The 25133-nt window shown below is 64.8% G+C and carries 29 protein-coding genes; 4 read left to right on the top strand and 25 right to left on the bottom strand.

Annotated elements, in window-relative coordinates; translation table 11 throughout:
• Positions 1–66: 66 nt before the first annotated feature.
• From LPA35_RS19350 to asd, 4 genes are all read left to right on the top strand, one after another.
• The gene (locus LPA35_RS19350; RefSeq protein ID WP_228898315.1) at positions 67–1065 is read left to right on the top strand and encodes a branched-chain amino acid ABC transporter permease; all 999 of its coding nucleotides are present in this window, start codon (positions 67–69) and stop codon (positions 1063–1065) included.
• Entirely contained in the window at positions 1058–1831 is a 774-nt protein-coding gene (locus tag LPA35_RS19345; protein WP_228898308.1) for an ABC transporter ATP-binding protein, read from the top strand. The genes LPA35_RS19350 and LPA35_RS19345 overlap by 8 nt, the downstream gene beginning before the upstream one ends.
• Position 1832: 1 nt before the next feature.
• The gene (locus LPA35_RS19340; RefSeq protein WP_228898306.1) at positions 1833–2546 is read left to right on the top strand and encodes an ABC transporter ATP-binding protein; all 714 of its coding nucleotides are present in this window, start codon (positions 1833–1835) and stop codon (positions 2544–2546) included.
• Between the two features lie 62 nt (positions 2547–2608).
• On the top strand, positions 2609–3460 hold the full coding sequence (asd, locus tag LPA35_RS19335) for an archaetidylserine decarboxylase (protein ID WP_228898304.1): 852 nt from the start codon (positions 2609–2611) through the stop codon (positions 3458–3460).
• A 60-nt stretch (positions 3461–3520) separates the two neighbouring features.
• Here the strand turns inward: asd and LPA35_RS19330 are convergent, their stop codons facing one another.
• From LPA35_RS19330 to LPA35_RS19210, 25 genes are all read right to left on the bottom strand, one after another.
• Positions 3521–3730, bottom strand: a complete 210-nt coding sequence (locus tag LPA35_RS19330; protein ID WP_055394068.1) for a hypothetical protein — start codon at positions 3728–3730, stop codon at positions 3521–3523.
• A 130-nt stretch (positions 3731–3860) separates the two neighbouring features.
• On the bottom strand, positions 3861–4679 hold the full coding sequence (gene hutG, locus LPA35_RS19325; protein WP_228898302.1) for an N-formylglutamate deformylase: 819 nt from the start codon (positions 4677–4679) through the stop codon (positions 3861–3863).
• Between the two features lie 21 nt (positions 4680–4700).
• Positions 4701–6083, bottom strand: a complete 1383-nt coding sequence (locus LPA35_RS19320; protein WP_228898301.1) for a formimidoylglutamate deiminase — start codon at positions 6081–6083, stop codon at positions 4701–4703.
• A gap of 3 nt (positions 6084–6086) precedes the next feature.
• Positions 6087–6926 (bottom strand): alpha/beta fold hydrolase, encoded by an 840-nt coding sequence (locus LPA35_RS19315; RefSeq protein WP_228898300.1) that lies wholly within the window; start codon positions 6924–6926, stop codon positions 6087–6089.
• The gene (gene hutI, locus LPA35_RS19310; RefSeq protein WP_228898299.1) at positions 6923–8206 is read right to left on the bottom strand and encodes an imidazolonepropionase; all 1284 of its coding nucleotides are present in this window, start codon (positions 8204–8206) and stop codon (positions 6923–6925) included. Before hutI ends, LPA35_RS19315 begins: the two co-directional genes overlap by 4 nt.
• 89 nt (positions 8207–8295) lie before the next feature.
• Positions 8296–8904 (bottom strand): HutD family protein, encoded by a 609-nt coding sequence (locus tag LPA35_RS19305; protein ID WP_228898444.1) that lies wholly within the window; start codon positions 8902–8904, stop codon positions 8296–8298.
• Positions 8905–8946: 42 nt separating this feature from the next.
• A complete protein-coding gene (locus LPA35_RS19300; protein ID WP_228898292.1) occupies positions 8947–9837 on the bottom strand; it encodes a phytanoyl-CoA dioxygenase family protein in 891 nt (296 codons plus the stop codon).
• Positions 9838–9898: 61 nt separating this feature from the next.
• Entirely contained in the window at positions 9899–10693 is a 795-nt protein-coding gene (locus LPA35_RS19295; protein WP_304505259.1) for an amino acid ABC transporter ATP-binding protein, read from the bottom strand.
• Positions 10690–11358 (bottom strand): amino acid ABC transporter permease, encoded by a 669-nt coding sequence (locus tag LPA35_RS19290; protein ID WP_228898286.1) that lies wholly within the window; start codon positions 11356–11358, stop codon positions 10690–10692. The genes LPA35_RS19295 and LPA35_RS19290 overlap by 4 nt, the downstream gene beginning before the upstream one ends.
• Positions 11359–11387: 29 nt before the next feature.
• The gene (locus LPA35_RS19285) at positions 11388–12137 is read right to left on the bottom strand and encodes a glutamine ABC transporter substrate-binding protein (RefSeq protein ID WP_228898284.1); all 750 of its coding nucleotides are present in this window, start codon (positions 12135–12137) and stop codon (positions 11388–11390) included.
• A gap of 32 nt (positions 12138–12169) precedes the next feature.
• On the bottom strand, positions 12170–12916 hold the full coding sequence (locus LPA35_RS19280; protein WP_228898282.1) for an IclR family transcriptional regulator: 747 nt from the start codon (positions 12914–12916) through the stop codon (positions 12170–12172).
• Between the two features lie 105 nt (positions 12917–13021).
• Entirely contained in the window at positions 13022–14746 is a 1725-nt protein-coding gene (hutU, locus tag LPA35_RS19275) for a urocanate hydratase (RefSeq protein ID WP_228898280.1), read from the bottom strand.
• Between the two features lie 39 nt (positions 14747–14785).
• Entirely contained in the window at positions 14786–16327 is a 1542-nt protein-coding gene (hutH, locus tag LPA35_RS19270; RefSeq protein ID WP_228898278.1) for a histidine ammonia-lyase, read from the bottom strand.
• Positions 16328–16392: 65 nt separating this feature from the next.
• The gene (gene hutC / locus LPA35_RS19265; protein ID WP_228898276.1) at positions 16393–17205 is read right to left on the bottom strand and encodes a histidine utilization repressor; all 813 of its coding nucleotides are present in this window, start codon (positions 17203–17205) and stop codon (positions 16393–16395) included.
• A 22-nt stretch (positions 17206–17227) separates the two neighbouring features.
• Complete coding sequence (locus tag LPA35_RS19260; RefSeq protein WP_228898274.1) at positions 17228–18007, bottom strand: ABC transporter ATP-binding protein; 780 nt, start codon at positions 18005–18007, stop codon at positions 17228–17230.
• The gene (locus LPA35_RS19255) at positions 18004–18840 is read right to left on the bottom strand and encodes an ABC transporter permease (RefSeq protein ID WP_121506125.1); all 837 of its coding nucleotides are present in this window, start codon (positions 18838–18840) and stop codon (positions 18004–18006) included. The genes LPA35_RS19260 and LPA35_RS19255 overlap by 4 nt, the downstream gene beginning before the upstream one ends.
• Before the next feature lie 22 nt (positions 18841–18862).
• Positions 18863–19828, bottom strand: coding sequence for an ABC transporter substrate-binding protein (locus LPA35_RS19250; protein ID WP_228898267.1), 966 nt, complete (start codon positions 19826–19828; stop codon positions 18863–18865).
• A 395-nt stretch (positions 19829–20223) separates the two neighbouring features.
• Positions 20224–21636: a HAMP domain-containing sensor histidine kinase gene (locus LPA35_RS19245; RefSeq protein ID WP_228898265.1), complete on the bottom strand. Its 1413-nt coding sequence runs from the start codon at positions 21634–21636 to the stop codon at positions 20224–20226.
• Positions 21633–22361 (bottom strand): response regulator transcription factor, encoded by a 729-nt coding sequence (locus LPA35_RS19240; RefSeq protein WP_228898263.1) that lies wholly within the window; start codon positions 22359–22361, stop codon positions 21633–21635. Before LPA35_RS19240 ends, LPA35_RS19245 begins: the two co-directional genes overlap by 4 nt.
• Before the next feature lie 17 nt (positions 22362–22378).
• Positions 22379–22705, bottom strand: a complete 327-nt coding sequence (locus LPA35_RS19235; RefSeq protein WP_055394234.1) for a hypothetical protein — start codon at positions 22703–22705, stop codon at positions 22379–22381.
• A gap of 17 nt (positions 22706–22722) precedes the next feature.
• Positions 22723–23190 (bottom strand): Spy/CpxP family protein refolding chaperone, encoded by a 468-nt coding sequence (locus LPA35_RS19230; protein WP_055394104.1) that lies wholly within the window; start codon positions 23188–23190, stop codon positions 22723–22725.
• Positions 23191–23341: 151 nt separating this feature from the next.
• A complete protein-coding gene (locus LPA35_RS19225) occupies positions 23342–23617 on the bottom strand; it encodes a hypothetical protein (protein ID WP_228898261.1) in 276 nt (91 codons plus the stop codon).
• 40 nt (positions 23618–23657) lie between these two features.
• A complete protein-coding gene (locus tag LPA35_RS19220; RefSeq protein ID WP_228898259.1) occupies positions 23658–23861 on the bottom strand; it encodes a hypothetical protein in 204 nt (67 codons plus the stop codon).
• A 165-nt stretch (positions 23862–24026) separates the two neighbouring features.
• Positions 24027–24338: a hypothetical protein gene (locus LPA35_RS19215; RefSeq protein WP_055394110.1), complete on the bottom strand. Its 312-nt coding sequence runs from the start codon at positions 24336–24338 to the stop codon at positions 24027–24029.
• 149 nt (positions 24339–24487) lie between these two features.
• The gene (locus tag LPA35_RS19210) at positions 24488–24748 is read right to left on the bottom strand and encodes a hypothetical protein (RefSeq protein ID WP_228898258.1); all 261 of its coding nucleotides are present in this window, start codon (positions 24746–24748) and stop codon (positions 24488–24490) included.
• Positions 24749–25133: the final 385 nt, after the last annotated feature.

The raw sequence follows: 25133 nt of genomic DNA, 5'->3' as shown, positions 1-25133 counted from the left end.
GATGCTTGCCACTGTCACCTCGCGCTCTTCCCACTCCATACACGCTTCACAGCCCGGCGCCCCCCTATGAGCACCCCCCGCGCCCATATCGAAGTGCTGCCCCGCAGTGTGCAGTTTGCCCTGGCACTCGGGCTGGCTGCGCTGCTGCTGTTCCCCGTGGTGGGCAGCGACTTCTACGTGCAGATGGTCACACGCATGATGATCATGGCCATCTTTGCGATGAGCCTGGATCTGCTGCAGGGCGTGACCGGCCTGGTGTCGCTGGGCCATGCCGCCTACTTTGGCGTGGCGGGCTACGCGCTGGCCTTTCTCACGCCCGCCGATACGCCAGTGAGCCTCTGGTGGTCGCTGCCGCTGGCCGTTGCCGGTGCTGGGCTGGTGGCGCTGGTCATCGGCTTCTTTGTGGTGCGCACGCACGGCATCTACTTCATCATGGTCACCATGGCGTTCGCACAGATGGTGTTCTACCTGTTCTTCGACAGCAAGGTGCTGGGCGGATCGGACGGTCTGTACATCAATTTCCGGCCCGACGCCTCCATCTTTGGCTGGCTGCCCTTCGACCTCGAAGGCCGAAAGACCTTCTACTACTTCACGCTGGCGCTGGTGATCTTGGTTTACGTGCTGCTGCGCCGCCTGCTCTGGAGCCCGCTGGGCCGTGCCCTGTCGGGCATTCGCATCAACGAGCACCGCATGCGCGCCATGGGTTTTGGCACGCGCAGCTACAAACTCACCGCGTTCACCATGGCAGGTTCGCTTGCCGGGCTGGCAGGCTACCTGTGGGGCGCGCAGACAGGCTATGTGAACCCTGAGCTGATGGGCTTTCACATGAGCGCCCACGCCATCATGATGATCATCCTGGGTGGCATGGGCAATTTTGCCGGGGCCATCGTGGGCGCCTTTGCCTTTGAGTATCTCCTGCATGTGTTCAAGGACATCACCAAACACTGGCAACTGCTGATGGGCAGCTTCATCGTGCTGGTGGTGGTGGCAGCACCGCGCGGGTTGCTGGGCATGCTGGGGCAGCGCCGGGCCACCAAGGCGCAGGAGGATTCTCACCATGGCTGATGCTCTGCTCTCGGCCCGCAAGCTCACCAAACGCTTCGGAGGCCTGGCCGCTGTCAACGGCGTATCGTTGGACCTGTGGCGTGGTCAGATCCATGCCGTGATCGGCCCCAACGGCGCGGGCAAGTCCACACTGACCAACCTGCTCTCGGGCGACCTTCCACCGAGCGCGGGCCAAGTGCAACTTGGCAGCACCGATGTGACCGGCTGGGCGCCCGAACGCATCTCGCGCCAGGGCCTGGGGCGCAGTTACCAAAAGACCAACATCTTTCTGCCGCTCACCGTGCATGAAAACGTGCGCCTGGCCGCGCAGTCGCGCGATGCGCAGCAGCCCTGGAACCCGCTGCGCTGGTGGCAGGACACACGTGCAAACTCTATCAAAAACAGAGCTACCAACGCCCGCCTGGAAAGCGCTATCGAGCTTTCTGGCTTGAAAGACCGGCGCATGGCGATTGCCGGTGCCATGAGCCACGGCGAGCAGCGCCAGTTGGAGATCGCCATGACCCTGGCCACGGAGCCCCAGGTGTTGCTGCTGGACGAGCCCCTGGCGGGCATGGGCGTGGCCGAAGCGGAACGCATGGTCGAGCTGCTGCAGCGCCTCAAACCCGCCCACGCCATCATGCTGGTGGAGCACGATATGGATGCCGTGTTTGCGCTGGCTGACCGTCTCACGGTGATGGTCAACGGCGAGGTTATTGCGCATGGCACACCGCCCGAGGTGCGCGCCGATGCCACCGTGCAGGCGGCCTACCTCGGAGAGGACCACTGAGATGACCACTCCATGGATCGATGCCAAGGGCATCCACACCTTCTACGGCAGCAGTCACATCCTGCACGGCATTGATTTCACCGTGGGCCAGGGCGAGACCATCGGCCTTATGGGCCGCAACGGCATGGGCAAGAGCACCCTGCTCAAGTCCCTGATGGGCCTGGTCAAGCCCCGCTCTGGCAGCGTGGCCGTGGCGGGCCGCGATATGACGGGCAAGCCACCCTATGAGGTGGCGCGCCTGGGCATCGCGTACGTGCCGGAAGGCCGTGGCATTTTTGGCAACCTGAGCGTGGTCGAGAACCTGCAAATGGCCGCGCGCGCCGGCACACGCGGCCAGCGCGATTGGACCTACGAGCGTGTGCTGGAGACCTTCCCGCGCCTGCAGGAGCGCCTAAGCCACGGCGGCCAGCAGCTCAGCGGGGGCGAGCAACAGATGCTGACCATTGGCCGCGCGCTGATGACCAACCCCGACGTACTCATCCTCGACGAGGCCACCGAAGGCCTGGCCCCGCTGATCGCCCGCGAGATCTGGCGCATCTGCAGCCTGATCAAGGACAGCGGCATCAGCAGCGTCATCGTGGACAAGAACTGGAAACACGTCACGCAGATCACCGACCGCAACATCATCCTGGTCAAGGGCCAGGTGGTGTTCGAGGGCAGTTCGGACGCACTGCACGCGCAGCCGCAGTTGCTGGACCAGTACCTCGGGGTATGAGCATGCGGTCGATGGCGCCCCGCCGATAGAATCGTTCGCTTTCGTCTTCGAGGGGTTCGCCCGTGTCCGATCGCCTGGCAGTTCTGCCGCAATACCTCCTGCCCAAGCAGGCACTGACCACCCTGGCTGGCAAAATTGCGTCGGCCCAGTTGGGCGGACTGACCACCTCGGTGATCCGCCGCTTTGTGGCCCGCTACAACGTCAACATGGCCGAGGCCGCCAACCCCGACATCACCAGCTACGCATCGTTCAACGACTTCTTCACGCGTGCGTTGAAACCCGGGGCCCGCCCGCTGGCGGCGGCAGACCTGATCTGCCCCGTGGATGGCGCCATCAGCCAGTTTGGCCCCATCGCGAAGGACCAGATTTTCCAGGCCAAGGGGCACACCTACTCCACAACCGCCTTGGTGGGCGGCGATGCGGAAGCAGCAGCCCGTTTTGACAACGGCCACTTCGCCACGCTGTACCTGAGCCCGCGCGACTACCACCGCATCCACATGCCCTGCGCGGGCGAGCTGACGCGCATGGTGCATGTGCCGGGCGATCTGTTTTCGGTGAACCCGACCACGGCACGAGGTGTGCCCGGCCTGTTCGCGCGCAATGAACGCGTGGTGTGCTTTTTTGAGTCGGCCCAGGGGCCTTTTGTGCTGGTGCTGGTGGGCGCCACCATCGTGGGCAGCATGGCCACCGTGTGGCACGGGCAGGTCAACCCGCCACGCACGGGCACGCTGCGGCAGTGGGACTACGCCAAAGGTCAGGTCAGCCTGCAGCAGGGTGAAGAAATGGGCCGCTTCCTGCTCGGCTCCACGGTGGTGATGTTGTTTCCCCAGGGGCCACTGCAATTCAACCCGCAGTGGGCTCCGATGCGGGCGATTCAGCTGGGCGAGGCCATGGCACAGCGCGGGGCGGTCTGAGCGACCGCAGCCTTGCGACAGGCAAAGGGTGGTAAGCACCCTGCCCTGTGCACCAGCCCGTCAGATCCGGTCCGGGACACGCGTCAGCTGAAACGCGGTGGGGGCCAGTTGCAGGGTGTCGGGGTGCACCGCAGTGTCATTGCCCACCAAGTAGATCATCAGCGCATTGCGGCGGATGACCACATGGCTGACCGTTTCGCGCTGCTGCTTCCACTGGACGGAAGCGCCAGGCTTGAAATGGGGCATGTAGTAATAGGCGGTTGGATCCATGGGGTGCGGCTCCTTCCGCTTGAGTGGACCAACAGGGAGCCCCCTCAGCGGCCTGGTGCCGACCGCTGAGCCATGGTAGCACCGAACCCCCATCAACAGTGAGAGGGTTAGCTCACAAGCTTGAGCAAGCTCAAGCCTTTGATGCTGACGTGGCGAAGGCCAGCGCCGCAGTCAACATGCGCTGCAGATGGGGCTGGACGCGCGCCGCAACCTCCGGCAGAAAGTCAAATGGCAAGGCCTCCTGCATGTAGCTGCACTGTGTCATTTCCAGCTGGATGGCATGCACGCCTTGCTCTGGCTGGCCGTAGTGGCGTGTGATGTGCCCGCCCTTGAAACGGCCGTTGAGTACGGCGGTGTAGCCAGTGGCTTGTTGTGCAATCGACAGCAGTTCTTGCGCCAGGGCGGGGTTGCAGCTTTCGCCATCGGCCGTGCCCAGGTTCAGGTCGGGCAGCTTGCCCTCAAAAAAGCGTGGCAGTACCGAGCGGATCGAGTGCGCGTCCCACAGCACCGCCACGCCATGCTGGGCCCTGATCCGGTCCAGCTCGGCACGCAGTTGTGCGTGGTATGGCACCCACACCGCCTCCCGCCGCGCCGCCACCTCTGCATCATCCGGCACATCCCCTTGGGCGTAGATGGGCGTGTCATCAAAGGTATCGACCGGGCACAGGCCGGTGACGCTCTGGCCGGGGTACAGGCTGGTGCCGTCGGGCGGGCGGTTCAGATCGACCACATACCGCGAATGCGTGGCCACAAGAACAGAGGCACCCAAGTCTTTGGCAAAGCCATACAGCCGCTCCATGTGCCAGTCGGTATCGGGCACCTGGCGGGCCTCGTCGGTAAAGCGGGCCGCCAGCGCCGGGGGCACATAGGTGCCCGCGTGGGGCATGGACACCAGCAGCGGTGCGGTACCGGGGTAGAGAACATAAGGTGGTGGAGAGGTATCAGTCATCACAAATCCAAAGGTATGGGTTCAATCTGGCGCGATGGTGGCGGAACGCGCGGTCACAAACGCATGGGCAGCACCATCGTGCAGTGCGTGCCGGCCAGCAGCGATGCGCCGCTGGCCCGCCACCCACACGCTGTCAATGGCAGAGGTGCGGTGGCTGCCAAACACATGGGCCGACAGCATGCTGTGCGCGGGCAGATCGCGCAGCGCCACATGCTGCGCATCGAGCGCCACCAGGTCGGCCTGCTGCCCCACCGCGATGCCGCCAATGGCGCGCCCTGCGGCCTGCGACCCGCCTGCAACGGCCTGCAAGGTCATGGCCGTCGCAACCTCGGGCTGCGCTGCATTGGCCAGCACATTGCGCTGGCGCAGCGACAGGCGCTGGCCGTATTCGAGCATCAGCAGTTCCTCGGCCGCGTTCACGCAGGCATGGCTGTCAGAGCCCACGCCCCAGCGGCCGCCGTGCTGCAGCCACAGCGGCATGTCGAAGATGCCGTCGCCCAGGTTGGCTTCCGTGGTGGGGCAGATGCCAGCCACGGCACCCGTGCGGGCAGCATCGGCGTATTCCTGCGGCGTCATGTGCGTGGCATGCACTAGGCACCAGCGCTCATTCACTGGCGCGTGCTCCAGCAGCCACTGCACAGGGCGCTGGCCGCTCCAGGCAATGCAGTCATCCACCTCCTGCGTCTGCTCAGCAATGTGGATGTGGATAGGGGCCTCGGGGTTGAGCGCCGTGAGGCCCTGCACCGCAGCGGCCAGGCTGTCGGGCGGCACTGCACGCAGCGAGTGCGGTGCAAGACCCAAAACAGCCCCTTGCGCCTGTGCAGCGGGCGTGAGCCGCTCCAATAATGAGAGCATGTTGTCCGTGCTGCGGATGAACCGGGCCTGGTCTGCACGCGGCGGCTTGGCGCCAAACCCGCTGGTCTGGTACAGCACCGGCAGCAGCGTGATGCCCATGCCCGCGTTGCGCGCTGCGCGCAGCAATGCCTGCGACAGCGTGGCATCGTCGGCATACGGTGTGCCATCCTGGTCGTGGTGCACGTAATGGAACTCGCACACCGACGTGTAGCCAGCCTCCAGCATCTCCACATACAGCCAGGTGGCGATGGCCTCCAGAGACTCGGGCGTGATGCGTGCGGCAAAGCGGTACATCAGCTTGCGCCAGCTCCAGAAGCTGTCCTGGCTTTCCCCCCTGTACTCGGTGAGGCCCGCAAACGCGCGCTGGAAGGCGTGCGAATGCAGATTGGGCATACCAGGCAGCACAGGCCCTGGGGCCACGGGAGTGCCCTGTGGCACAGCGGCTTCCGGTGTGACGGTGCAAAGGCGCCCAGCCTCATCCCATTGCAGCAGTACATTGCGCGCCCAGCCGGTGGGCAGCAGGGCGTTCGGGACAAACAGCTCATTCATTGATCACGCTCCAGAAGGGTAGGCGCTGCGCCAGAAGGCTTCCAGTGCGTCGCAAAAAGCCTGCGGCGCCTCGTCAGGCCACATATGGGTGGCCTGATGCACCACCAGATGGCGCGCCTGCGGCACGGCACGCGCCGCAGCGCTGGCGACTTCGCCAAAGACGGGGCGTGTGTCACCGCCCTGGGCAATGCACACAGGCAGCGTGATGGCCGCCAGGTCGGTGGCAGACAGCGGCAGCGGCGGCGTCTGCGACATGATGCGCGGCAGCGTGTGCGCGTTGTCCAGTTGCAGGGCACGCCGCTCTGCAGGCTGGCGGTCAAAGTACCCCGGCGACTGGCCTGAGGCATCCATGAGGATACGGGTAGCAGCGGCCAGATCGCCCTGCAAAACGGCCTCGGCCAGCGGGCCGTACATGAGCTGTGCATCGGCCTGAAAGCGTGCCAGCGCTTCCGGCTCCTGCAGATAGGTCGGAAAGCCTGGCTCGTACACGAACACGCTGCGCAGCCGCGTGGCGTGGTGCCGCGCCATGTACAAAGCGGCATGTGCTGAATACGACCAGGCCACCAGATGCACCGGGCCCTGGCCCCATGCGTCGATGGCACGCACCAGGTCATCCAGATGCGCGGCCAATCCAAAGGGCGGGCCATCGTCGGGCCAAGCCTCCGTACCAAAGTAGCGCAGCGTGACGGCCAGTGTGTTCCAGCGCGCAGCCAGATGGCTCTGGTGGGCCGACCACATCCGCGCATCGGCCAGCGCACCGTGCACCAGCAGCACGGGCGCCCCCTGCCCTTGCTGGCGCCCGGGCATGGGGCCCAAGCGCAGTTCCGATACAGCCATGCTCATGCCTCACTCCTTGCCCTTGCAATACGCCCTTGCCGCACGATGGTGCAGTCGGGCTTTTGGCCCAGCCAGTAGGCCAGCTCGGCCGCATCCCCCACGGGCCACAGCACAAAATTGGCGGGCCGGCCCGCAGCGATGAGGCCGTGGGAATCTTGCAAGCCCAGCGCGCGCGCGGCATGGGTGGTGATACCGGCCAGCGCCTCGGGCACCGTCAGGCGGAACAGCGTGCAGGCCATGTTGGCCATGAGCAGCAGGCTGAGCGCGGGCGAGGTGCCCGGGTTGTGGTCGGTGGACACCGCCATGGGCACACCGGCCTCGCGCAGCTGCGCAATGGGCGGCAGGTGCGTGTCACGCAGCGTGTAGTACGCACCGGGCAGCAGCACGGCCACGGTGCCTGCGGCTTTCATGGCGGCGATGCCGTCGGCCGACAGGTGCTCGATGTGGTCGCACGACAGCGCGCCGTAGCGTGCTGCCAGTGCCGAGCCGCCCATGTCCGACAACTGCTCGGCATGCAGCTTGACGGGAATGCCCAGCTTTTGCGCAGCCTGGAAGACTTGGCTTGTCTCGGCCAGCGTGAAGGCGATGCGTTCGCAGAACACATCCACTGCATCCACCAGGCCTTCTGCGGCCAGTGCGGGCAGCATCTCGTTGCAGACCAGATCGACATAGGCTTGGCTGCGGCCTGCGTACTCGGGGGGCAGCGCGTGCGCGCCCAGGAAGGTGGTGCAGACAGTCACGCCAAACACCTCCCCCAGGCGGCGGGCCACGCGCAGCTGTTTGCGCTCATGTTCCAGCGCCAGGCCGTAGCCGGACTTGATCTCGACGGCGCACACGCCTTCATCGAGCAAAGCACGCAGGCGTGGCGCAGCCTCGGCAAAAAGTTCATCTTCCGACGCCGCACGCGTGGCCTTGACCGACGACACAATGCCCCCACCCGCCTTGGCCACTTCTTCATAGGTGGCACCGGCCAGGCGCATGGCGAATTCGTTGGCACGCTGGCCACCGTAGACCAGGTGCGTGTGGCAATCCACCAGCCCGGGCGTGGCAAGCGCGCCCCGCGCATCGTAGCGCGGCAATGCCTGGTAAGCGGCGGGCAACTGCGCCTCGGGCCCCACCCAGGCCATCTGGCCTTGCTGCACCACCACGCAGGCGGGCTGGCCCTCGGGCACGGGCACATCGGCCACCCACAGGCCGGGCGCGGGTTTCAGGTTCTGCCACACGCCATCGGCGTTCTGGCTGGCGGCCCATCCGTTGGGGTGACTGGGGTTGTCCTTGTGTTGCATCTGCCTGCCCACCCGTGGGCTCCGTGTTGAATGCTATATAAATAATAGCTACCAGCGCCTATCTATCATGCGGTGGCGGCCATTTTTATTCAAATTTTGGGGGCTGCACCGCGCTGCAAGGCGATCCAGACCAGTGCGGGCGCATCGGCGTCGGCCCCCGCATGCAGCGGCTCCAGTTGGCCCGGCGTTGCACCGCCCTCACCCGCCCACCAAAAGCCCTGCCCTGCCGCCAGCCCACGCGGCACGGCGCCCTGCACCACCCATTGCCAATCGCCCTGCAGCACCAGGCACAGGCCTGCGGGCGTGTCGCCGGGCGACTGCGCATCGCTCACCACCTGCAGCGGGCTCTGCCACAGACCCCGCCGTTGCATGAGGTTGAAGTCCTTAGAGGTGCCGCCCAGCATGGCGCCATCCACCGCGTCATCGCCCGAGAACGCAAACGGTTGCCAGCGCTGCTCCAGCCGGTGCTCCCAGCCAGGGCTGCGCAGGTGCAGGCCGTCACCGCCCAGCAGCATGATCTGGCGATCAATGGCCGGGAAGACCGAGAACGGCCCGGGCCGGTCCACCGTGGCCAGGCTCACGCGCCACTCAAAGCTGTTCATGTCCGCGCCGGGGGGCCAGCAGGCCAGCTCCTGCGTGCTGCCGCCGCCGTTTTTCCAGGGCATGCTGGGCGTGGTTGCCAGATCAAAAAATTGCATTGCCATCGGTGTCGTTTTCGTTGTTGTCGTCGTGTTCATCAATCAGGATGTTGCGGTGGTCGGCTCTGCGCCCGTGACCAGCAGCGGGAACAGCGGATGGTCCATCTCAGCGCCGGCGGGCAGCTCATCGGCCAGGCCCGGGAACTCGGGCGAGGTCTTCCAAGGCCGGGGCGCATGGCGCGTGTCGTCGCCCAGAAAGCGCACCGAGAACACGCGGCGGCGATTGCTGCCCTCCACCCCACCGGCGGCATGCAGCGTGAGCATGTGAAAACACACCACATCGCCGGGCTCGATTTCCCAGCCGACGATGGGAAAAGCATCGCGGTTGGCCTCCACATTGGGAAGGTCCTGCAGGCTGCCTTCGGGGAACCACTTCGCCTGGTTGTCCATGAAGGTGCGCGGCATGAGCCACGGCCCTTTGTGCGAGCCAGCCACGAATTCGAGCGTGGCGGCGCGGGAAACCGGATCGACCGGAATCCACATGCTGATGTTCTGATTGCCGTCGATGTTGTAGTACGGCTGGTCCTGGTGCCACGGCGTACGCTGGCGCGTGCCAGGTTCCTTCACCAGCAGGTGATCGTGGTACAGGCGCACCGTGCGCGACTGCATCAGACGCTGCGCGGCGAGCGCCAGCGGAGTTTCGCGGACAAAGCGGCCGAACTGCGGAATGTCCTGCCAGTTGCAGAAGTCCTCGAAGAAACGGCCTGGGTCATCGGGACGACTGGCCACCTTGGCCCGAGGGCTGGGTGCGGCCAGGTTGGCATCGATGCCATCGCGCAGCAGTGCCACCTCATCGCGCGTGAGCAACTGCTTGATGCAGATGGCGCCATCGCGGTCAAAGCGGGCAATGTCGTCTGCGGTCAGGCGCTCCTGCAAGCGCTGCTGAAAGCGTGCTTGCAAGGGTGTGTCCAAAGCAGATGAAGGCTGGGGCATCGGGGTTGTCTCCTTGATTGTTATTGACCATGGTGCACCACGCCGCTCCCAGCCTCAGGCCTCAGGCGCGCGTGAGCACGGCTTGCAGGAAAGAGCGCGTGCGCTCCTGCGTCGGGTTGGTGAAGATGGTGGCAGGCTCACCGGCCTCGATGATGCCGCCGCCGTCCATCACCACCACCACGTCGCCCACCTCGCGTGCAAAGTCCATTTCGTGCGTGACCACCATCATGGTCATGCCTTCGCTGGCCAGCAGCTTCATGACCTGCAGCACCTCGCCCACCAGCTCGGGGTCCAGCGCCGAGGTGGGCTCGTCGAACAGCATCACGCGCGGCTCCATGGCCAGCGCGCGGGCAATGGCCACACGCTGCTTCTGTCCGCCCGACAGGCTGGCGGGCATGGCCGTGGCTTTGTGCGCCAGGCCCACCTTGGCCAGCAGGGCCTGGGCACGCTCCTCGGCCTCCTTGCGCGACAGGCCGTGCAGCTTGCGTGGGCCCAGCGTCACGTTGTCAAGCACCGACAGATGCGCGAACAGGTTGAACGACTGGAACACCATGCCCACCTCCTCGCGCAGCGCGTTGAGGTCATGGTCGGGCAACATCCGGCCATCTTGCACCAGTGTGCGGCCACAAATCTCGACCGTCCCGCCCTCGGGCTGCTCCAGGCCATTGCAGCAGCGCAAAAAAGTGCTCTTGCCCGAGCCGCTGGGCCCGATGACCACCACCACCTGCGACGGCAGCACATCAAAGTCGATGCCATTCAGCACCACGTGGCTGCCAAACGACTTGCGCAGTCCGCGAATGCGCACGATGGGCTCGGCGGACGGGCTTGCTCCGGTCATCACAGAATTTTTCTTCATTGCACCATCCCCCCTGCACGCAGGCGCAGCTCCATGCGGCGCAGCACCAACGAAGTGACACCCGTGAGGATGAAATACACCACCGCAATCGCCAGGTACACCTCCAGCGAGCGGTACGACACACTGATGATCTTCTGCCCTTCGTGCATCAGGTCGTGGATGGTGAGCAGCGACACCAGCGCCGAGTTCTTGATGAGCGCGATGAACTCATTGCCCAGTGGCGGAATCATGCGCACCACGGCCTGTGGCAGCACCACCGTGCGCATGGCCAGGCCCGACGCCATGCCGATGGAACGCGCGGCCTCCATCTGTCCCTTGTCAATGGACTGGATGGCGCCGCGCACCACCTCGGACACATAGGCGCCCGAGTAGATGCCCAGGCCGATCACGCCACACACGAAGGCAGGCAGGAGGATGCCAAACTGAGGCAGGCCAAAGAACAGGATGAACAGTTGCACCAGCAGCGGCGTGCCACGTATCGCGGCCACGTAGGCGGTGCACAGGGCGTAGACCACGCGGCGCTTGGGGTTCAGGCGGCCAATGCCCACCAGCAGGCCCATGACGCAGCCAAGCAGCAGCGAGGCAGCCGTGATTTCCACAGTGACCAGCGCGCCCGCCAGCAACTGGGGCAACCCGGCCCAGACAGAAGAAAAATCGAGTTCCATGGCTCAGTTCGGCAACGTTAGGCTGCGGTTTACTTGGCAGCGCTGTTGCTGAACCACTTCTTGACGATGGCCGCATAGGTGCCGTCAGCCTTGAGCTTGGTGATGGCACCGTTGACGGCCTTCGTCAGCTCGGGCGTGTCCTTGCGCAGGGCCATGCCGTATTCCTCGGTGGTGAGCTGCTCGTCGAGCACGCGCAGACCCGGGCGGGTGCGCACATACTGGAACGCGGCGGGCTTGCCGGTCACGGCGGCGTCGGCGCGGCCGATGTCCACCAGGTTGAACATCTCCTGGTTCTTCTCGACCTCAACGCGCTGCACCTTGGGGAATTTTTCGGTCAGGTACGCCACCGACTTGGTGCCCACCTGCACACTGACCTTCTTGCCGTCCAGGTCGGCCAGCTTGTTGATGACCTTGTTGTCGGCCTTCACCATCACCACCAGGCCACCGGCGTAGTAGGAGTCGGTGAAGTCCACCACCTTCTTGCGCTCATCGGTGATGTAGATGGCCGAGACCGCCATGTCAAAACGCTTGGAAATCAGGCCAGGAATCAGGCCCTTGAAGTCGATGTCCACCCACTCGACCTGCTTGCCCATGGTCTTGGCAATGGCCTCCACCAGCTCGATGTCGAAGCCCGTGCGTTTGCCGTTCTCGACAAACTCCATGGGGGGGAAAGTGGCATCGGTGCCCACACGCAGGACGTTGTCCTGGGCCTGTACACCGGTGGTGCAGAAGGCTGCGGCGGCCAGGCTGGCCAGAAGAAGGTTGCGGCGAAGGTTCATGGGGAAAGCTCCTTGGGAAGGGGTGAGGGAAATCAGGGAGAAGTGAGCTGGCGGGAGATGCGCGCTGCGGCGACGACGGCCATGCCGGTGAGCGCGGCCTCCTGCCCCTGGGCTCGCAAGATCGGGGCCATCAGGGTGATGGCCCCTGCAGCCTGCCGGGGAGATCCGAACACGGGCACGCTGACACCCCAGACACCGGCATCCACTTCGCCGGAGCTGACGGCGTAACCCGCCTTGGCAATGCCCTCCAGCTCGGTCAGCGCCGCCTGGCGCTCAGCAGTGTCTGCGCCGTAGTGCAGGTCCAGAATGGCATTGCGCGTGGCCGGTGCCACATGGGCAAGCAGGCACTTGGCGGAGGCACCCGCGCGCAGCGGCACGCTGCGCCCTTTTTCAAACGAGCAGCGCAGGGCCTGCGTGCTGTCCACCATGTCCAGGCACACCACGCTGTCATTCACGGCCACCACCAGTCCCACGCTTTCGTGGGACTGCCGGGCCAGGGCCTGCATGTCCGGCCGCGCGTGGTGCACCAGATGCGACGCCATATCAAAGCCCAGGGCCAGTTGCAGGCTCAGCGGCCCGGGCGCGTAGTGCCCGCTGCTCTCCAGCACAAAGCCCCACTGCTTGAGCCGCGCCAACTGGCGGTACAGCGTGCTGCGCGCCAGGCCCGTGGCCTCCATCAACTCGGCCGCCGACATGGGCTGCCCATGTTGCGCCAGCACCGCCAGCACGTGCAGAACACGGTCGGCGGCGGCAACGGAGGTTGGTCCACGGGTGGGCATGGACTCAGTATCAAAGGATTGCAGCGGCATTCAAACCCAACATTCCCAACGACTGGGAATGCAGTTCCCTTTTTTCACATTCCTGTCATTCCCTCCCTCGCCCCTTCACTTCACCATGGGCAGCTTCAGGCCCTGCTTCTTGGCCGTCTCCACCGCCAGTTCGTAGCCAGCATCGGCATGGCGCATCACGCCGCTGCCGCAGTCGTTGACCAGCACGCGCGCCAGGCGCTCGGCCGCGTCATCGGTTCCGTCGGCCACGATGACCATGCCCGAGTGCTGCGAGTAGCCCATACCCACGCCGCCGCCGTGGTGCAGGCTGACCCAGGTGGCGCCGCCTGCGGTGTTGAGCAGCGCGTTGAGCAGCGGCCAGTCGCTCACGGCGTCGGTGCCGTCCTTCATGCCTTCGGTCTCGCGGTTGGGGCTGGCCACGCTGCCGGTGTCCAGGTGGTCGCGGCCGATCACGATGGGTGCCTTGAGTTCGCCGTTCTTCACCATCTCGTTGAAGGCCAGGCCCGCAATGTGGCGCTCGCCCAGGCCCAGCCAGCAGATGCGCGCGGGCAGGCCCTGGAAGGCGATGCGCTCACCCGCCATGTCGAGCCAGCGGTGCACGTGCTTGTTCTCGGGGAACAGCTCCTTGATCTTGGCGTCGGTCTTGCGGATGTCTTCCGGGTCGCCGGAGAGCGCCACCCAGCGGAACGGGCCCTTGCCTTCGCAGAACAGCGGGCGGATGTACGCGGGCACAAAGCCGGGGAAGTCGAATGCGTCCTTCACGCCTTCGTCAAACGCCACCTGGCGGATGTTGTTGCCGTAGTCCACCACCGGGGTGCCCATGTGCTGGAAGTCGAGCATGGCCTGCACGTGCACGGCGCAGGACTTGGCAGCGGCCTTCTTCAGCACCTCGTGCTGCGTCACGTCCTGCTGCGCGGCACGCCACTGGGCCACCGTCCAACCTTCGGGCAGGTAGCCGTTGACGAGGTCGTGGGCCGACGTTTGATCGGTCACCAGGTCGGGCTTCAAGCCACCGGCCTTGGCGCGGCGCACCAGCTCGGGCAAAATTTCTGCGGCATTGCCCAGCAGCGCAATCGACACCGCCTCTTTGGCTGCGGTGTGCTGCTGGATCAGCTCAAACGCATGGTCGATGTCGCGCGCCTGCTTGTCCACGTAGCGCGTGCGCAAACGGAAGTCGATGCTGCTTTGCTGGCATTCAATGTTGAGCGACACCGCTCCCGCAAACGTGGCCGCGAGCGGCTGTGCACCGCCCATGCCGCCCAGGCCTGCGGTCAGGATCCACTTGCCTTCGAGTGACCCGCCATAGTGCTTGCGGCCCGCCTCGGCAAAGGTTTCGTACGTGCCCTGGACGATGCCCTGTGTGCCGATGTAGATCCAGCTGCCCGCCGTCATCTGGCCGTACATGAACAGGCCCTTCTGGTCCAGCTCGCTGAAGTGCTCCCAGTTGGCCCACTTGGGCACGAGGTTGGAATTGGCCAGCAGCACGCGCGGTGCGTTGGCGTGGGTCTTGAACACGCCCACGGGCTTGCCGGACTGGATGAGCAGGGTCTCGTCGTCGTTCAGGTCCTTGAGCGAGGCAAGGATCTGGTCATAACACTCCCAGTTGCGTGCGGCGCGGCCGATGCCGCCGTACACCACCAGGTCCTGCGGGCGCTCGGCCACTTCGGCGTCCAGGTTGTTCTGGATCATGCGATAGGCCGCTTCGGTGAGCCAGCTCTTGCAGGTGAGCTGGCTGCCACGCGGCGCGCGGATCACGCGGCTGGCGTCGTGGCGGGGGTCGGTGTTGGAGGCGGCGGCGATGATGGCGTCGTTGGCATTCATGGTGGGCTCCTGTGAATCAGTGGGTGTGCGTGGAAAAAATCAGGCGAAGCTGGGCAGGCACTGCGTGAGCGCGGCAGGCCAGGTGGACTGCTGGGCCCATGCGCGCATGGCTTCGATGTCGGTGGCAAGGTAGCGGTCTTGCTCCAGGTAGGCCACACGCTCGCGGATGGCGGCGAACTGTGCTTCGACGAGCGGAGAGGATTTCAAGCTGCGGTCGAACTCCATGCCCTGCGCAGCGGCCATGGCCTCGATGCCCACCATCACGGCCGCGTTGCGCACCATGTCGCCCAGTCGGCGTGCGCCGTAGGTGGCCATGGAGACATGGTCCTCCTGGTTGGCCGATGTGGGCAGACTGGTCACGCTGCTGGGGTTGGCCAGGCACTGGTTCTCGGCTGCCAGCGCGGCAGCGGTGACCTGGGCGATCATGAAGCCCGAATTCACGCCGCTGTCGCGGATCAGGAACGCGGGCAGGCCCGAGAGGCCCGGGTCCAGCAGCAGCGACAGGCGGCGCTCGGAGATGGCGCCGATCTCGGCCACGGCGAGCGCAATGATGTCGGCCACAAAGGCGACCGGCTCGGCGTGGAAGTTGCCGCCGGAGATCACGTCGCCGTTGTCGAACACCAGGGGGTTGTCCGACGCGGCGTTCGCCTCGATGGTGAGCACGCGCGCGGCGTGGTGCAGGTTGTCCAGGCACGCGCCCATCACCTGCGGCACGCAGCGAATGGAGTACGGGTCTTGCACGCGGCCGCAGTTGGGGTGCGATGGGTCGATGGCGCTGCCGTCGAGCAAGGCGCGCACAGCGGCCGCCACGGCAATCTGCCCGGCCTGGCCGCGCGCTTCGTGGATGCGCGCATCAAAGGGCTTGACCGAGCCCTTGATGGCTTCGAGTGACAGGCAGCCCGCGACCAGCGCTGCAGCGAACACGCTCTCCGCGCCGAACAGCCCGGCCAGCGCGAGTGAGGTGGACACCTGCGTGCCGTTGAGCAGCGCCAGCCCTTCCTTGGGACCCAGCACAAACGGCTGCAAACCGATGGAGCGCATGGCCTCCGCCCCCGACACCACCTTGCCATCCACCTTGGCCTGCCCTTCCCCAATTAGCACACAGGCCAGGTGGGCGAGCGGCGCCAGGTCACCCGATGCTCCGACGGAACCCTTGGCCGGAATAACAGGAAGCACATTGGCGTTGGCCATGGCCAGCAGCGCATCCACGATCTCGGGCCGGATGCCCGAATGGCCACGCGCCAGGCTGATGGCCTTGGTCGCAAGGATGAGGCGCACCACATCGTCCGCAAGCGCATCGCCCGTGCCCACGCTGTGCGACAGCACCAGGTTGCGCTGCAGCTCGGCCAGGCGCTCGTGCGCAATCTTGGTGCTGGCGAGCTTGCCAAAGCCGGTGTTGATGCCATAGACGACCTGGTCTTCATCAACGATACGCTGCACCGTGGCCAGCGACGCCTGCATGAGGGCCCGCGCGGACGGGTCCAGCGACAATTGCACGGGCGCGGCATAGATGCTGCGCAGCGAGGCCAACGACACATGGCAGGGGAGCAGGGTCAGGGAGGAAGTGGTGGCTTTTGTCATGGCGTTGATCCTGTATATACAAGTAGGTACAAGCGAAAAAATTCTGAGCTTTTGGCGAAAAACTTTCAACCGGCGACGGGGTTGCCGTCGGCTCGGAAACGGCTGCCCAAACGGTAGCGGGTAGCGGGGTGCAGGCAGCGCACCACGGTGATGGGTACGCCGCGCGACCAGGTGCGGCGGGTGAGCAGCAGGCAGGGCTCCTGCGGCGACATCTCCAGCAGCGTGGCCTGCTCCGCGGTGGGCATGACGGCATCGACCACATGCTCGATCTGGTCGAAGGGCACGTTGCGCACCAGGTACTCGGAGGGTTGCAGCAGCGTGAAGTCCTGCGCGGCGAACTGAGGCACCTGGCGCGGGTTCACATGGCGGTCTTCGAGCTGCACGGGCAGGCCATCTTCGCGGTGGATGCACAGCGAGTGGAACACCGACTCGCCGGTGCGCAGGTCCAGCGCGGCGGCCACTTCGAGCGTTGCCGAGATGCGCTCTACCGCCAGCACGTCGCAGCGGTAGTCGTGCCCGCGCTGGCGGATCTCGCTCGCGAGGTTGGCGATCTGCAGCAGCGTGGACTGCGGCTTGTCTTCGGCCACAAAGCTGCCCACGCCCGCCACGCGCACGATGCGGCCCTGCTCTACCAGCTCGCGCAGCGCGCGGTTCACAGTCATGCGCGAGATGCCGAACTGGGTGACCAGCTCGTTCTCGGAGGGCAGGCGGTCGCCCGCTCGCCAGATGCCTTCCTGGATCTTGCGCGAGATGTGGTCCTTGACCTGCTCGTACAGCGCCATGGCCTGCGCGGGCGCAGCCACTGCGGCCACGGCCTTGGCGGGCGTGGCACTGCGGGGTGCAGTGGCGGCGGTGCGGCGGGAAGGACGGGCGCTCATGGTAGGAGGCAGTCAGTCAGGCTCAATGCAGATCCGCCGCCATGGATTCGGCGCGGATCTCTTCGGTGAGGCGCGCCTTGAGGTCCATGAACTCGGGGCTGGTCTTGATCGTGTAATGGCGCGGGTGAGGCAGGTCCACCGCCAGCTCGGTCTTGATGCGACCGGGCCGGGCGCTGAACACGGCCACGCGGTTGGCCATGAAGATGGCTTCGTCGATGTCGTGGGTGACGAAAAGCACCGTCTTGCGCTCGGCCTCCCAGATGCCCAGCAGCAGCTCTTGCATGAGCACGCGGGTCTGGTTGTCGAGCGCGCCGAAGGGCTCGTCCATCAGCAAGATCTTGGGGTCGTTGGCCAGCGCGCGCGCAATGGCGGTGCGCTGCTGCATGCCGCCCGACAGCTGCTTTGGAAAATGCTGCTCGAAGCCGCGCAGGCCGACCTTGGCTAGAAAATAGTCGGCGCGCTCTTTCTGCTGCGCCTCGGGCATGCCGCGCTCGCGCAGGCCAAAGCGGATGTTCTGCTCAATGGTGAGCCAGGGGAACAGCGTGTAGCTCTGGAAGACCATGCCGCGCTCGGCGCCGGGGCCTTCGACCGGCGCGCCATCCAGCAGAACGCGGCCGCTGGTGGCATGGTCCAGCCCCGCGACGATCCGCAGCAACGTGGACTTGCCGCAGCCCGAGGGACCGAGGATGGTCACAAAGTCGTTGTCCCGCACTTCAAAGTCCACCGGTTGCAGCGCCTGCGTGCGCTGGCCCTTGGCAGTCTCGAAAACGCGCGAGACGGCTTGAATGGAAACAGAGCTCATCGCACGAAACTCCAGGCAAACAGCCGGTGGTTGAGGGCCTTGAAGGCGAAGTCGGACACCAGCCCGATCAGGCCGATGACGATGATGCCGAAGATGATCTGGCCGGTGTTGAGCAGCGACTGGCTGTCGGTGATCATGTGGCCGATGCCGCTCGACGATCCGATCAACTCGGCCACGATCACATACGTCCAGGCCCAGCCCAGTACCAGGCGCAGGGTTTCCGCAATGTCGGGGGCAGCACCGGGGATGAGCACCCGCGTGACGATGCCCTTGTGGCCCGCACCCAGGGTGTAGGCAGCCTCCACCAGGTCGCGCCGCGCGCCGCCTACGGTCACGGCCACCATCAGCGTGATCTGGAAGACCGAGCCGATGAAGATGACGAGAATCTTCTGCGCCTCGCCAATGCCCGCCCACAGGATCAGTAGCGGGATGAAAGCCGAGGCTGGCAGATAGCGGCAGAACGAAATGAAGGGCTCAAAGAACGCCTCGATGCCCTTGTAAGCACCCATGGCAATGCCCAGCGGCACGGCGATGACTGCGGCCAGGATGAAGCCGCCGAACACACGCCACACCGTCATGCCGATGTCCTTGTGAAAGCCATACTCTGCAAACAGCAGCCAGCCCTCCTTGGCCATCGTGACAGGGCTCGCCAAAAACGTGGGCGACACATAGCCGCCCAGCGTGAAAAACGCCCACACCAGCACAAACAACACAAAAAAACCAAAGCCCAGCAACCAACGGGCGCGGGCACTCACAGGCTCCAGTGGAGCCAGTGAACGCCGCCGCACAGGGGCTTTTGGCGCGGTAACGGACAGGGGTTGTACGGCAGACATGGCGCGTTCTTCTTCCCGTTTCTTACTTGATGAAGCTCGCGTCGAAGGTGACCGCCAGGTCTTCATTCGCCTTGCGAATGATGCCGGCCTCCAGCAGGATGGCCGTGGCGTCCTTCATAAAAGCCTGCAGTTCGCCCGCAAAGAACTTCTGGTTGGCAGCCTTGTCCTGCCAGCGCAGGAAGGACGACGACTTGGCGAACTGCTCGCCCGTCTGCTTGACCGCAGCGCCCATGATTTCGTTGGACTTGGTCGGGTCGGCCTTGATCATGTCGAGCGCCTGGAAGTACGAGTTGGCGAGCGCCTGCGCGGCCTTGCCGTTGGCCTTGAGCCAGGTGGGGTCGCAGCCCACGGTGTCCATCACCATGGGGTAGTCGAGCGTGGTGGCCAAAATCTTGCCCGAGGCGGGGTTGTCGCGCACGGTGGACAGGTAGGGCTCATACGTCATGGCGGCGTCGTTCTGGCCCGCCACGAAGGCCTGCGCGGCCGCCTGGGGCGACAGCGTGGTGGTCTTCACGTCCTTGAGGCTCATGCCGTTCTTGCTCAGCATCCAGGCCAGGCCGAAGTAAGGCGCGGTGCCGGGCGCATCCACGCCGATGGTCTTGCCTTTGAGATCTGCAAAGCTCTTGATATCGCCACGCACCGCAATGCCGTCGGCGCCGTAGGACTTGTCCATCTGGAAGATCTGCACGATGGGCACGCCGTTGGCGTTCCAGGCCACATGCGTCTCGACCGTAGTGGCAGCGCACAGGATGGACTTGGAGGCCAGGGCCAGGTGGCGGTCCTTCTGCGGGATCATCTTGATCTCCACATCAAGGCCGTTCTTCTTGAAGATGCCGGCCTTGTCGGCGAGGGTGAGCGGCGCAAAGCCCGTCCAGCCGGACATGCCCAGCACAATCTTGGTGTCCTGCGCCTGGGCCGGTGCGGCCAGTGCCATCACGCATGCCGTTGCCGCTGCCAGCGACGTCCATTTCGCAACCGATCGAGTCATCATCTGCTCCTGTGTGAAGAAAGTTCGTTGGCCCACCCAGCCGGGACGCCTGCGTGCCGGTTGCCATGATGACAGCCGGAGCATACCTGTATATACAGGGTAAACGCTAGGCCCTCACCATGTGCGGAGGTAGTGCCAGGGTTTAGCAAGATCGGGGCCAGCTGATCTGGCTTGGCGGCTTGGGTCTCCATGGGCCTGGCAATTTCAATATTAAAATGATAGCTATTAGCGCTTACCCATAAAGCGCTAGCAGCCATTTCAGGCATTATTTTGACACCTACCGCAAAGCACAGGGCTGCCAGGGCGGGTTGGAGCAGCACCCGTTGCGCCATCTCGATGCAGGCCACAAGCGCACCAACCGTGTGCGCCAGATATCGGCGTGGACTGCGCCGCGCTCAGCCTGGCGCGCCAGCAGTTGTCTGTGCCGCACCGTCAGGACACGGCAAGCGCGCCGTGACTCTCAGGCCCGGTTCCGCATTGCGCACCAGCAGGGTGCCGCCGTGGGCCTGCGTGACCAGGCGGCACAGATACAGCCCCAGCCCTACCCCCCCTGTGGTGCGCTGGCGCGCCGTGTCGGGGCGGTAGAACGCCTGGGCCAGATGCGGCAGATGCGCAGGCGGCACGCCGGGGCCGTGGTCCCGCACTTCGATCTCCACCACGCCTTCGTTCATTCGCAGTTCGATCTGCGGCGGCTGGGCTGCGGGGTCGTTGTGGCGCAGGCTGTTGTCCAGCAGATTGCGCATCAGCAGGCGCACACGGGACCGGTCGAGCATGCAGGTGGGCAAAGTGCCGGGCACCAGCAGCGTGATCGCTGTTGCCCCAGGGTGGCGCACTTCCAGTTCCGCCACCACCTCACGCGCCAGCTCGGCCAGGTCAGTGGGCTCGCGGTGCAGGGCCGCATGACGCCCGGCCAGGCGCTCGCTTTCGAGCAAGTCGGTAATGAGCCGTGCCATTTCACCCAGGTCGCGCATCAGGGCTGCGCGCTGGGCCAGCACATCGGGCGATTCGGGCAACAGCTCGGTGTTCAGGCGCGCCCTCGTGAGCGGGCTGCGCAGCTCGTGGCTCATGGCCAGCAGCAGCGCCCGCTTGGCCTCCAGCATCTGGTGGATGTCTTCGCCCATGGTGTTGATGGTGCCCGCCAGCTGTCCCAGCTCATCGGGCCGGTGCGCGTGGCGCACCGGAATAGGTTCGCCAAAGTCACCATTGCCAAAGCGCCGCGCACCATGCCGGATGTCGTCCAGGGGCCGCAACAGGTGGCGCACATACACAAAGGCCAGCGCTGTGAGCAACAGCAACACCGTGAGCGTGCCCCAGGCGATGCGCGGGCGCTTGTCCCACGACAGCGCGTTCAGCCCGAATTCGATGTGGTGGCCATCGGCCGTGGTGCGCTGCAGAAGGCGGTAGCCGGTGTCATCGCGGCTCCAGTGGTCCTGGCGCTGGACCTTGTCACTCATCCAGTCCGGGCGCGGCCGATCGGGGTGCGAATCCCAGTGGATCTGCGGCCCGTCGATGCGCAGCGTCACCGGAAGCCGGTCGGCAATGGCCTGTGCCCGCTCGATGCTGGGCGGACTGCCAATCTCAGCCGTGAGGCGGTCCACATAGTCCATCAGCAGCGGACGTGCGGCCTCCTTCCAGCCCAGGGCAACCACCTTCTGCATGCCACCCATGAAGACCACGGCCACGGTCACGGCCAGTGCCATGAACACCAGCACCAGGCGGATGCGCAGCGAATACCCGACGGCATCGCGCGCACGTCGGTGCCATGGGCAGGCGGGATCGTGCCCGAGCTGTGAATCGGAGGGCTTCATGGCCAGGTCGATGCCGAAGAAGGGGCGCCAGGCGGAGCACTGGCCGCCCTGCGCAGTGCCAGCGAATAGCCCGCGTTGCGCAGCGTCTTGATGCAGTCCAGCGGCTCCAGCTTCTTGCGCAGGCGGCTGACCACAATATCGACCGCGCGCGTATACAGCTCGGCCTCATGCCCGCGCAGCTGGTTGAGGATGTCGTCGCGGCTGAACACCTTGCCAGGCTCCCGGGCCAACAGGTGCAGCAGGTCGAATTCGGTGCCCGTCAGCTCCAACGCCACCCCCTGGCGCAACACGCTGCGGCGGGCTGCATCAATGCTCAGGCCTTCAAACTCCAACGCGGCACCCGAGCCGTTCCCGGGCGCGCTGGCCCGGCGGCGGCGCAGCACGGTCTGCAGTCGAGCCACCAATTCACGCGGCTCAAAGGGCTTGGGCAGGTAGTCATCGGCTCCCAGCTCCAGCCCCACCACCCGGTCCATCACCTCGCCCCGGGCGGTCAGCATCACGATGGGCAGATCGCCCTGCTTGCGAATGGTGCGGCACAGCTCAAACCCGTCCATTTCGGGCAGCATGACATCCAGGATGGCGGCATCAAATCCGCCTGTCGCCAGCTGGGCGAGCCCGTCGCTCGGTTTGAGGGCATGGATCAACTCCAGCTCGAACCGTTGGAAGTAGGTGGCCAGTGGCGGGCCCAGCTGCGCGTCGTCGTCAATAAGCAGGATGCGGTGCATGCGCAATTCTCACACCGTCAGGCATCCGCTCCGTGGGCGGGCCCCCGAGCGCTGTCCACCACACGCAATGCGCGGTGTCGCACGATAAGTTTGCGCAGGCGGCCCTGGGCGCCGGAATGCAGCGTGTCAAAGTGGTCGGCGGCGGCCAGCAGCGCCGGCAGGGTCTGCGCTGCGGCTGCAGGCTGGCGAGCGACCAAGCCCAGCGCATGTTCGCGGTCAAAACGCGGCCCCCAGACCAGCGACATCAACTCGTCGTGGGGGTCGGGCATGCCCGCCAGCAGCGCAGGCCCATGTTTGCGCACGCCCTGTGCCAGGCGGTGGATGGGTTCCAGCGTAGGAGACATGTGAACGCCCCCCGCCATCAGCCGCGCGCCATCCAGCCCTTGCGCCTCTGCATCATCTCGCGCACTTTCTGCTGCTGGTCGGGGTTCAGGCTGTCGTAGAAATCGGCCAGTGCGCTGATGACTTCGGGGCTGTTGGCCTGGACCGCGCGGGTTTTCTCATCCAGCAAGGTCTGCGCCCGCGCGCGGTCAAACTTGGCGCCCGCCACAATGGCCTGCATTTCGGTGCGCGGGTCCGCAGTCTTGCCGATGAAAGCTGCCCGCTGGGCTTCCATCTTGTCGGCCAGCACATTGAGCTTCAGCTTTTGCGCCTCGTTCAGGTCCAGCTTGCTGCTGACGCGCTCCACCACTTTGCCACGCACCTCGGTCATCTTCTCGGGGCTCATCGGGCCGCGGTGATGGTGGCTGCTGGAGCAGGCCGTCAAGCCGCCCACGGCAATGGAGGCGCCGAAGATGCCCATCAGGGTTTTCTTGATCCAGGGTTTCATGGTGCAGTCCTTTCATGGACAGTGTTGAACATGACCCTTATGGTGCCGACAGACCCCGCCGATGGGGTCTCGACGCAGTTTCGGTTTATTTCATTTTGTTTCACCCCCGTGCTATACCACCCACCAGCCTGCAACATAGCTGCGAGTGCACTTAACGGACCACGGCGGAAAGCACAGCAAGCCGATTTGCCAACTCGGCAGCCTCAGTCCGCATCCGGTCGAGTGGTATGGAGCCGACGCTCCAGCCGCCATACCAGATATGGAAGGCAATCACCCCCGCGAAGCCTTGGCCCAAGCCATACGCCTCTATCGCCTCCTTGATGCCGGGGTGCAAGGTCGGAACACCGAGCAGAATTTTTCTGTCGAACACCCTTGCCAGATACTGCTGGGCACCTTCCGGGCGGATGTGCAGTGTCAGCACCGACATCGCTTTGCTCCGCAACCACCCATTTGCAGGCGAAAAGTCATCAGCCCATCGCCTGCGGCTCTTGACAGTCCAGATCGGCAAACTGCAACTCCCGCTCCGGGCCGTGGCTGTCGCTGCGGCCCAGAGGCAGGTTGTCGGTTTGCTGGCGTTGCAAGAGCCTGTCTGCGGGCTGGCCCATCTGCAGAGAGGGAGCCTCTGGGCAAGCTTCCAGGTGGTGAGAAAGCGTGGGATCGTAGGACAACATTTTTACTCCTGAGGCCGGGCCGATAACGGCCGGTAAAAAGATTGGCACATACCCATGCACGAGCGCATGTCAGAGCCCAGAGAACACGGATGTGGGACAGCGCATACACGTCAAGTGCGGAATACCAAGAGGCCGGGTTTGCAAGTGCCCTTGTCCGGAAGAGGACTACGCCGCCTTTTTCAACAAAGGAGACTCCCCCATTCCGAGTGCATCGCCTTCACCGGCCAGCAGACCAATGCAGTCCAGTGCTGTCGGGGAATCACACGGCTGTGCATACACACGCAATGCGATGTCCTGCGCTGCCGGGGAAAAGTACAGCCAGAGGTTGTCGTTCGCCTTGTCGTAGCAAGAAAAAAGTGCCCTGCCAGAACCTGGAGGACACATCAAGAACTTCGACATGAACATCTGCTGGATTCGCAAGGCAGGCTCAAAGGCCTCATCGTCGTTGCCAAGCGCCAATTTGTACCAACTGCTCATATGCACCTTTCGTCTGGCCGTGCCAGCAATACAGATGCTTCATCGTATTTTTGGCCTGCGACTATGGCCCTTCTGGTGCAGCGCAACACTCTGTAGGACGATTTCTCCCGGTGCCTAGAGTTTTTCCAGGAATCCCCCCACCAGGGCCCTCAGTCGTAGGAAGACTCCAGATCGCAATGCGATTCCCGGTGGTGTGTCTTGACGCGGGCTCCACAGGCTCGCAGGGTCGCACAACCTAGGCCAGTGACATACAGCACCTGCGCTTTCTGATGGGGTGAATCGACGGGCGGAAGCTGCACCTCCACCATTCCAGCCGCGCGCAGGATACGCAGCTTGTCGATATTGACGACATCCGATTCAATCAGTGGAAGCGCGTCGCGCTCCAGCGCCCTCAAGTACTCCATTGGCATGGCGGCCTCCGGCGTGAACGAGCGTGCATTGTGCGGCGTGAGCCCCTGAGGCTCAAGAACTGATACACGAAGCTACAACCTCGCGATCTAATCAGGCTGCGTCGTCCAGTGACAACCTGCGCCGCTTGACGATACGGTCCGTAGACCCAAAACCCATCTACACAACGCTGCGATTGCGATGTATGAAACAAGCGGCACTGCAGCCAAGAGCGGCGAACAAAACCTAGCGCAGCGGCCCGGGCTAGGCGTTCCTTCACAGCCAGAACAAGCCGAACAACAAGACGGGCGGCCGCCAGGGGAGTTTTGTTCGTCGCGCTAGAACCTTCAAACCCTGCTGACACGTCGGAGGCCCGTGTAAACCGTACATATTTCACGATTCACTGAC

This window comes from Acidovorax sp. Leaf73 (assembly GCF_916855635.1).
GTDB classification, from domain to species: domain Bacteria; phylum Pseudomonadota; class Gammaproteobacteria; order Burkholderiales; family Burkholderiaceae_C; genus Acidovorax; species Acidovorax facilis.
This window is presented reverse-complemented; position numbering and strand designations above follow the sequence as displayed.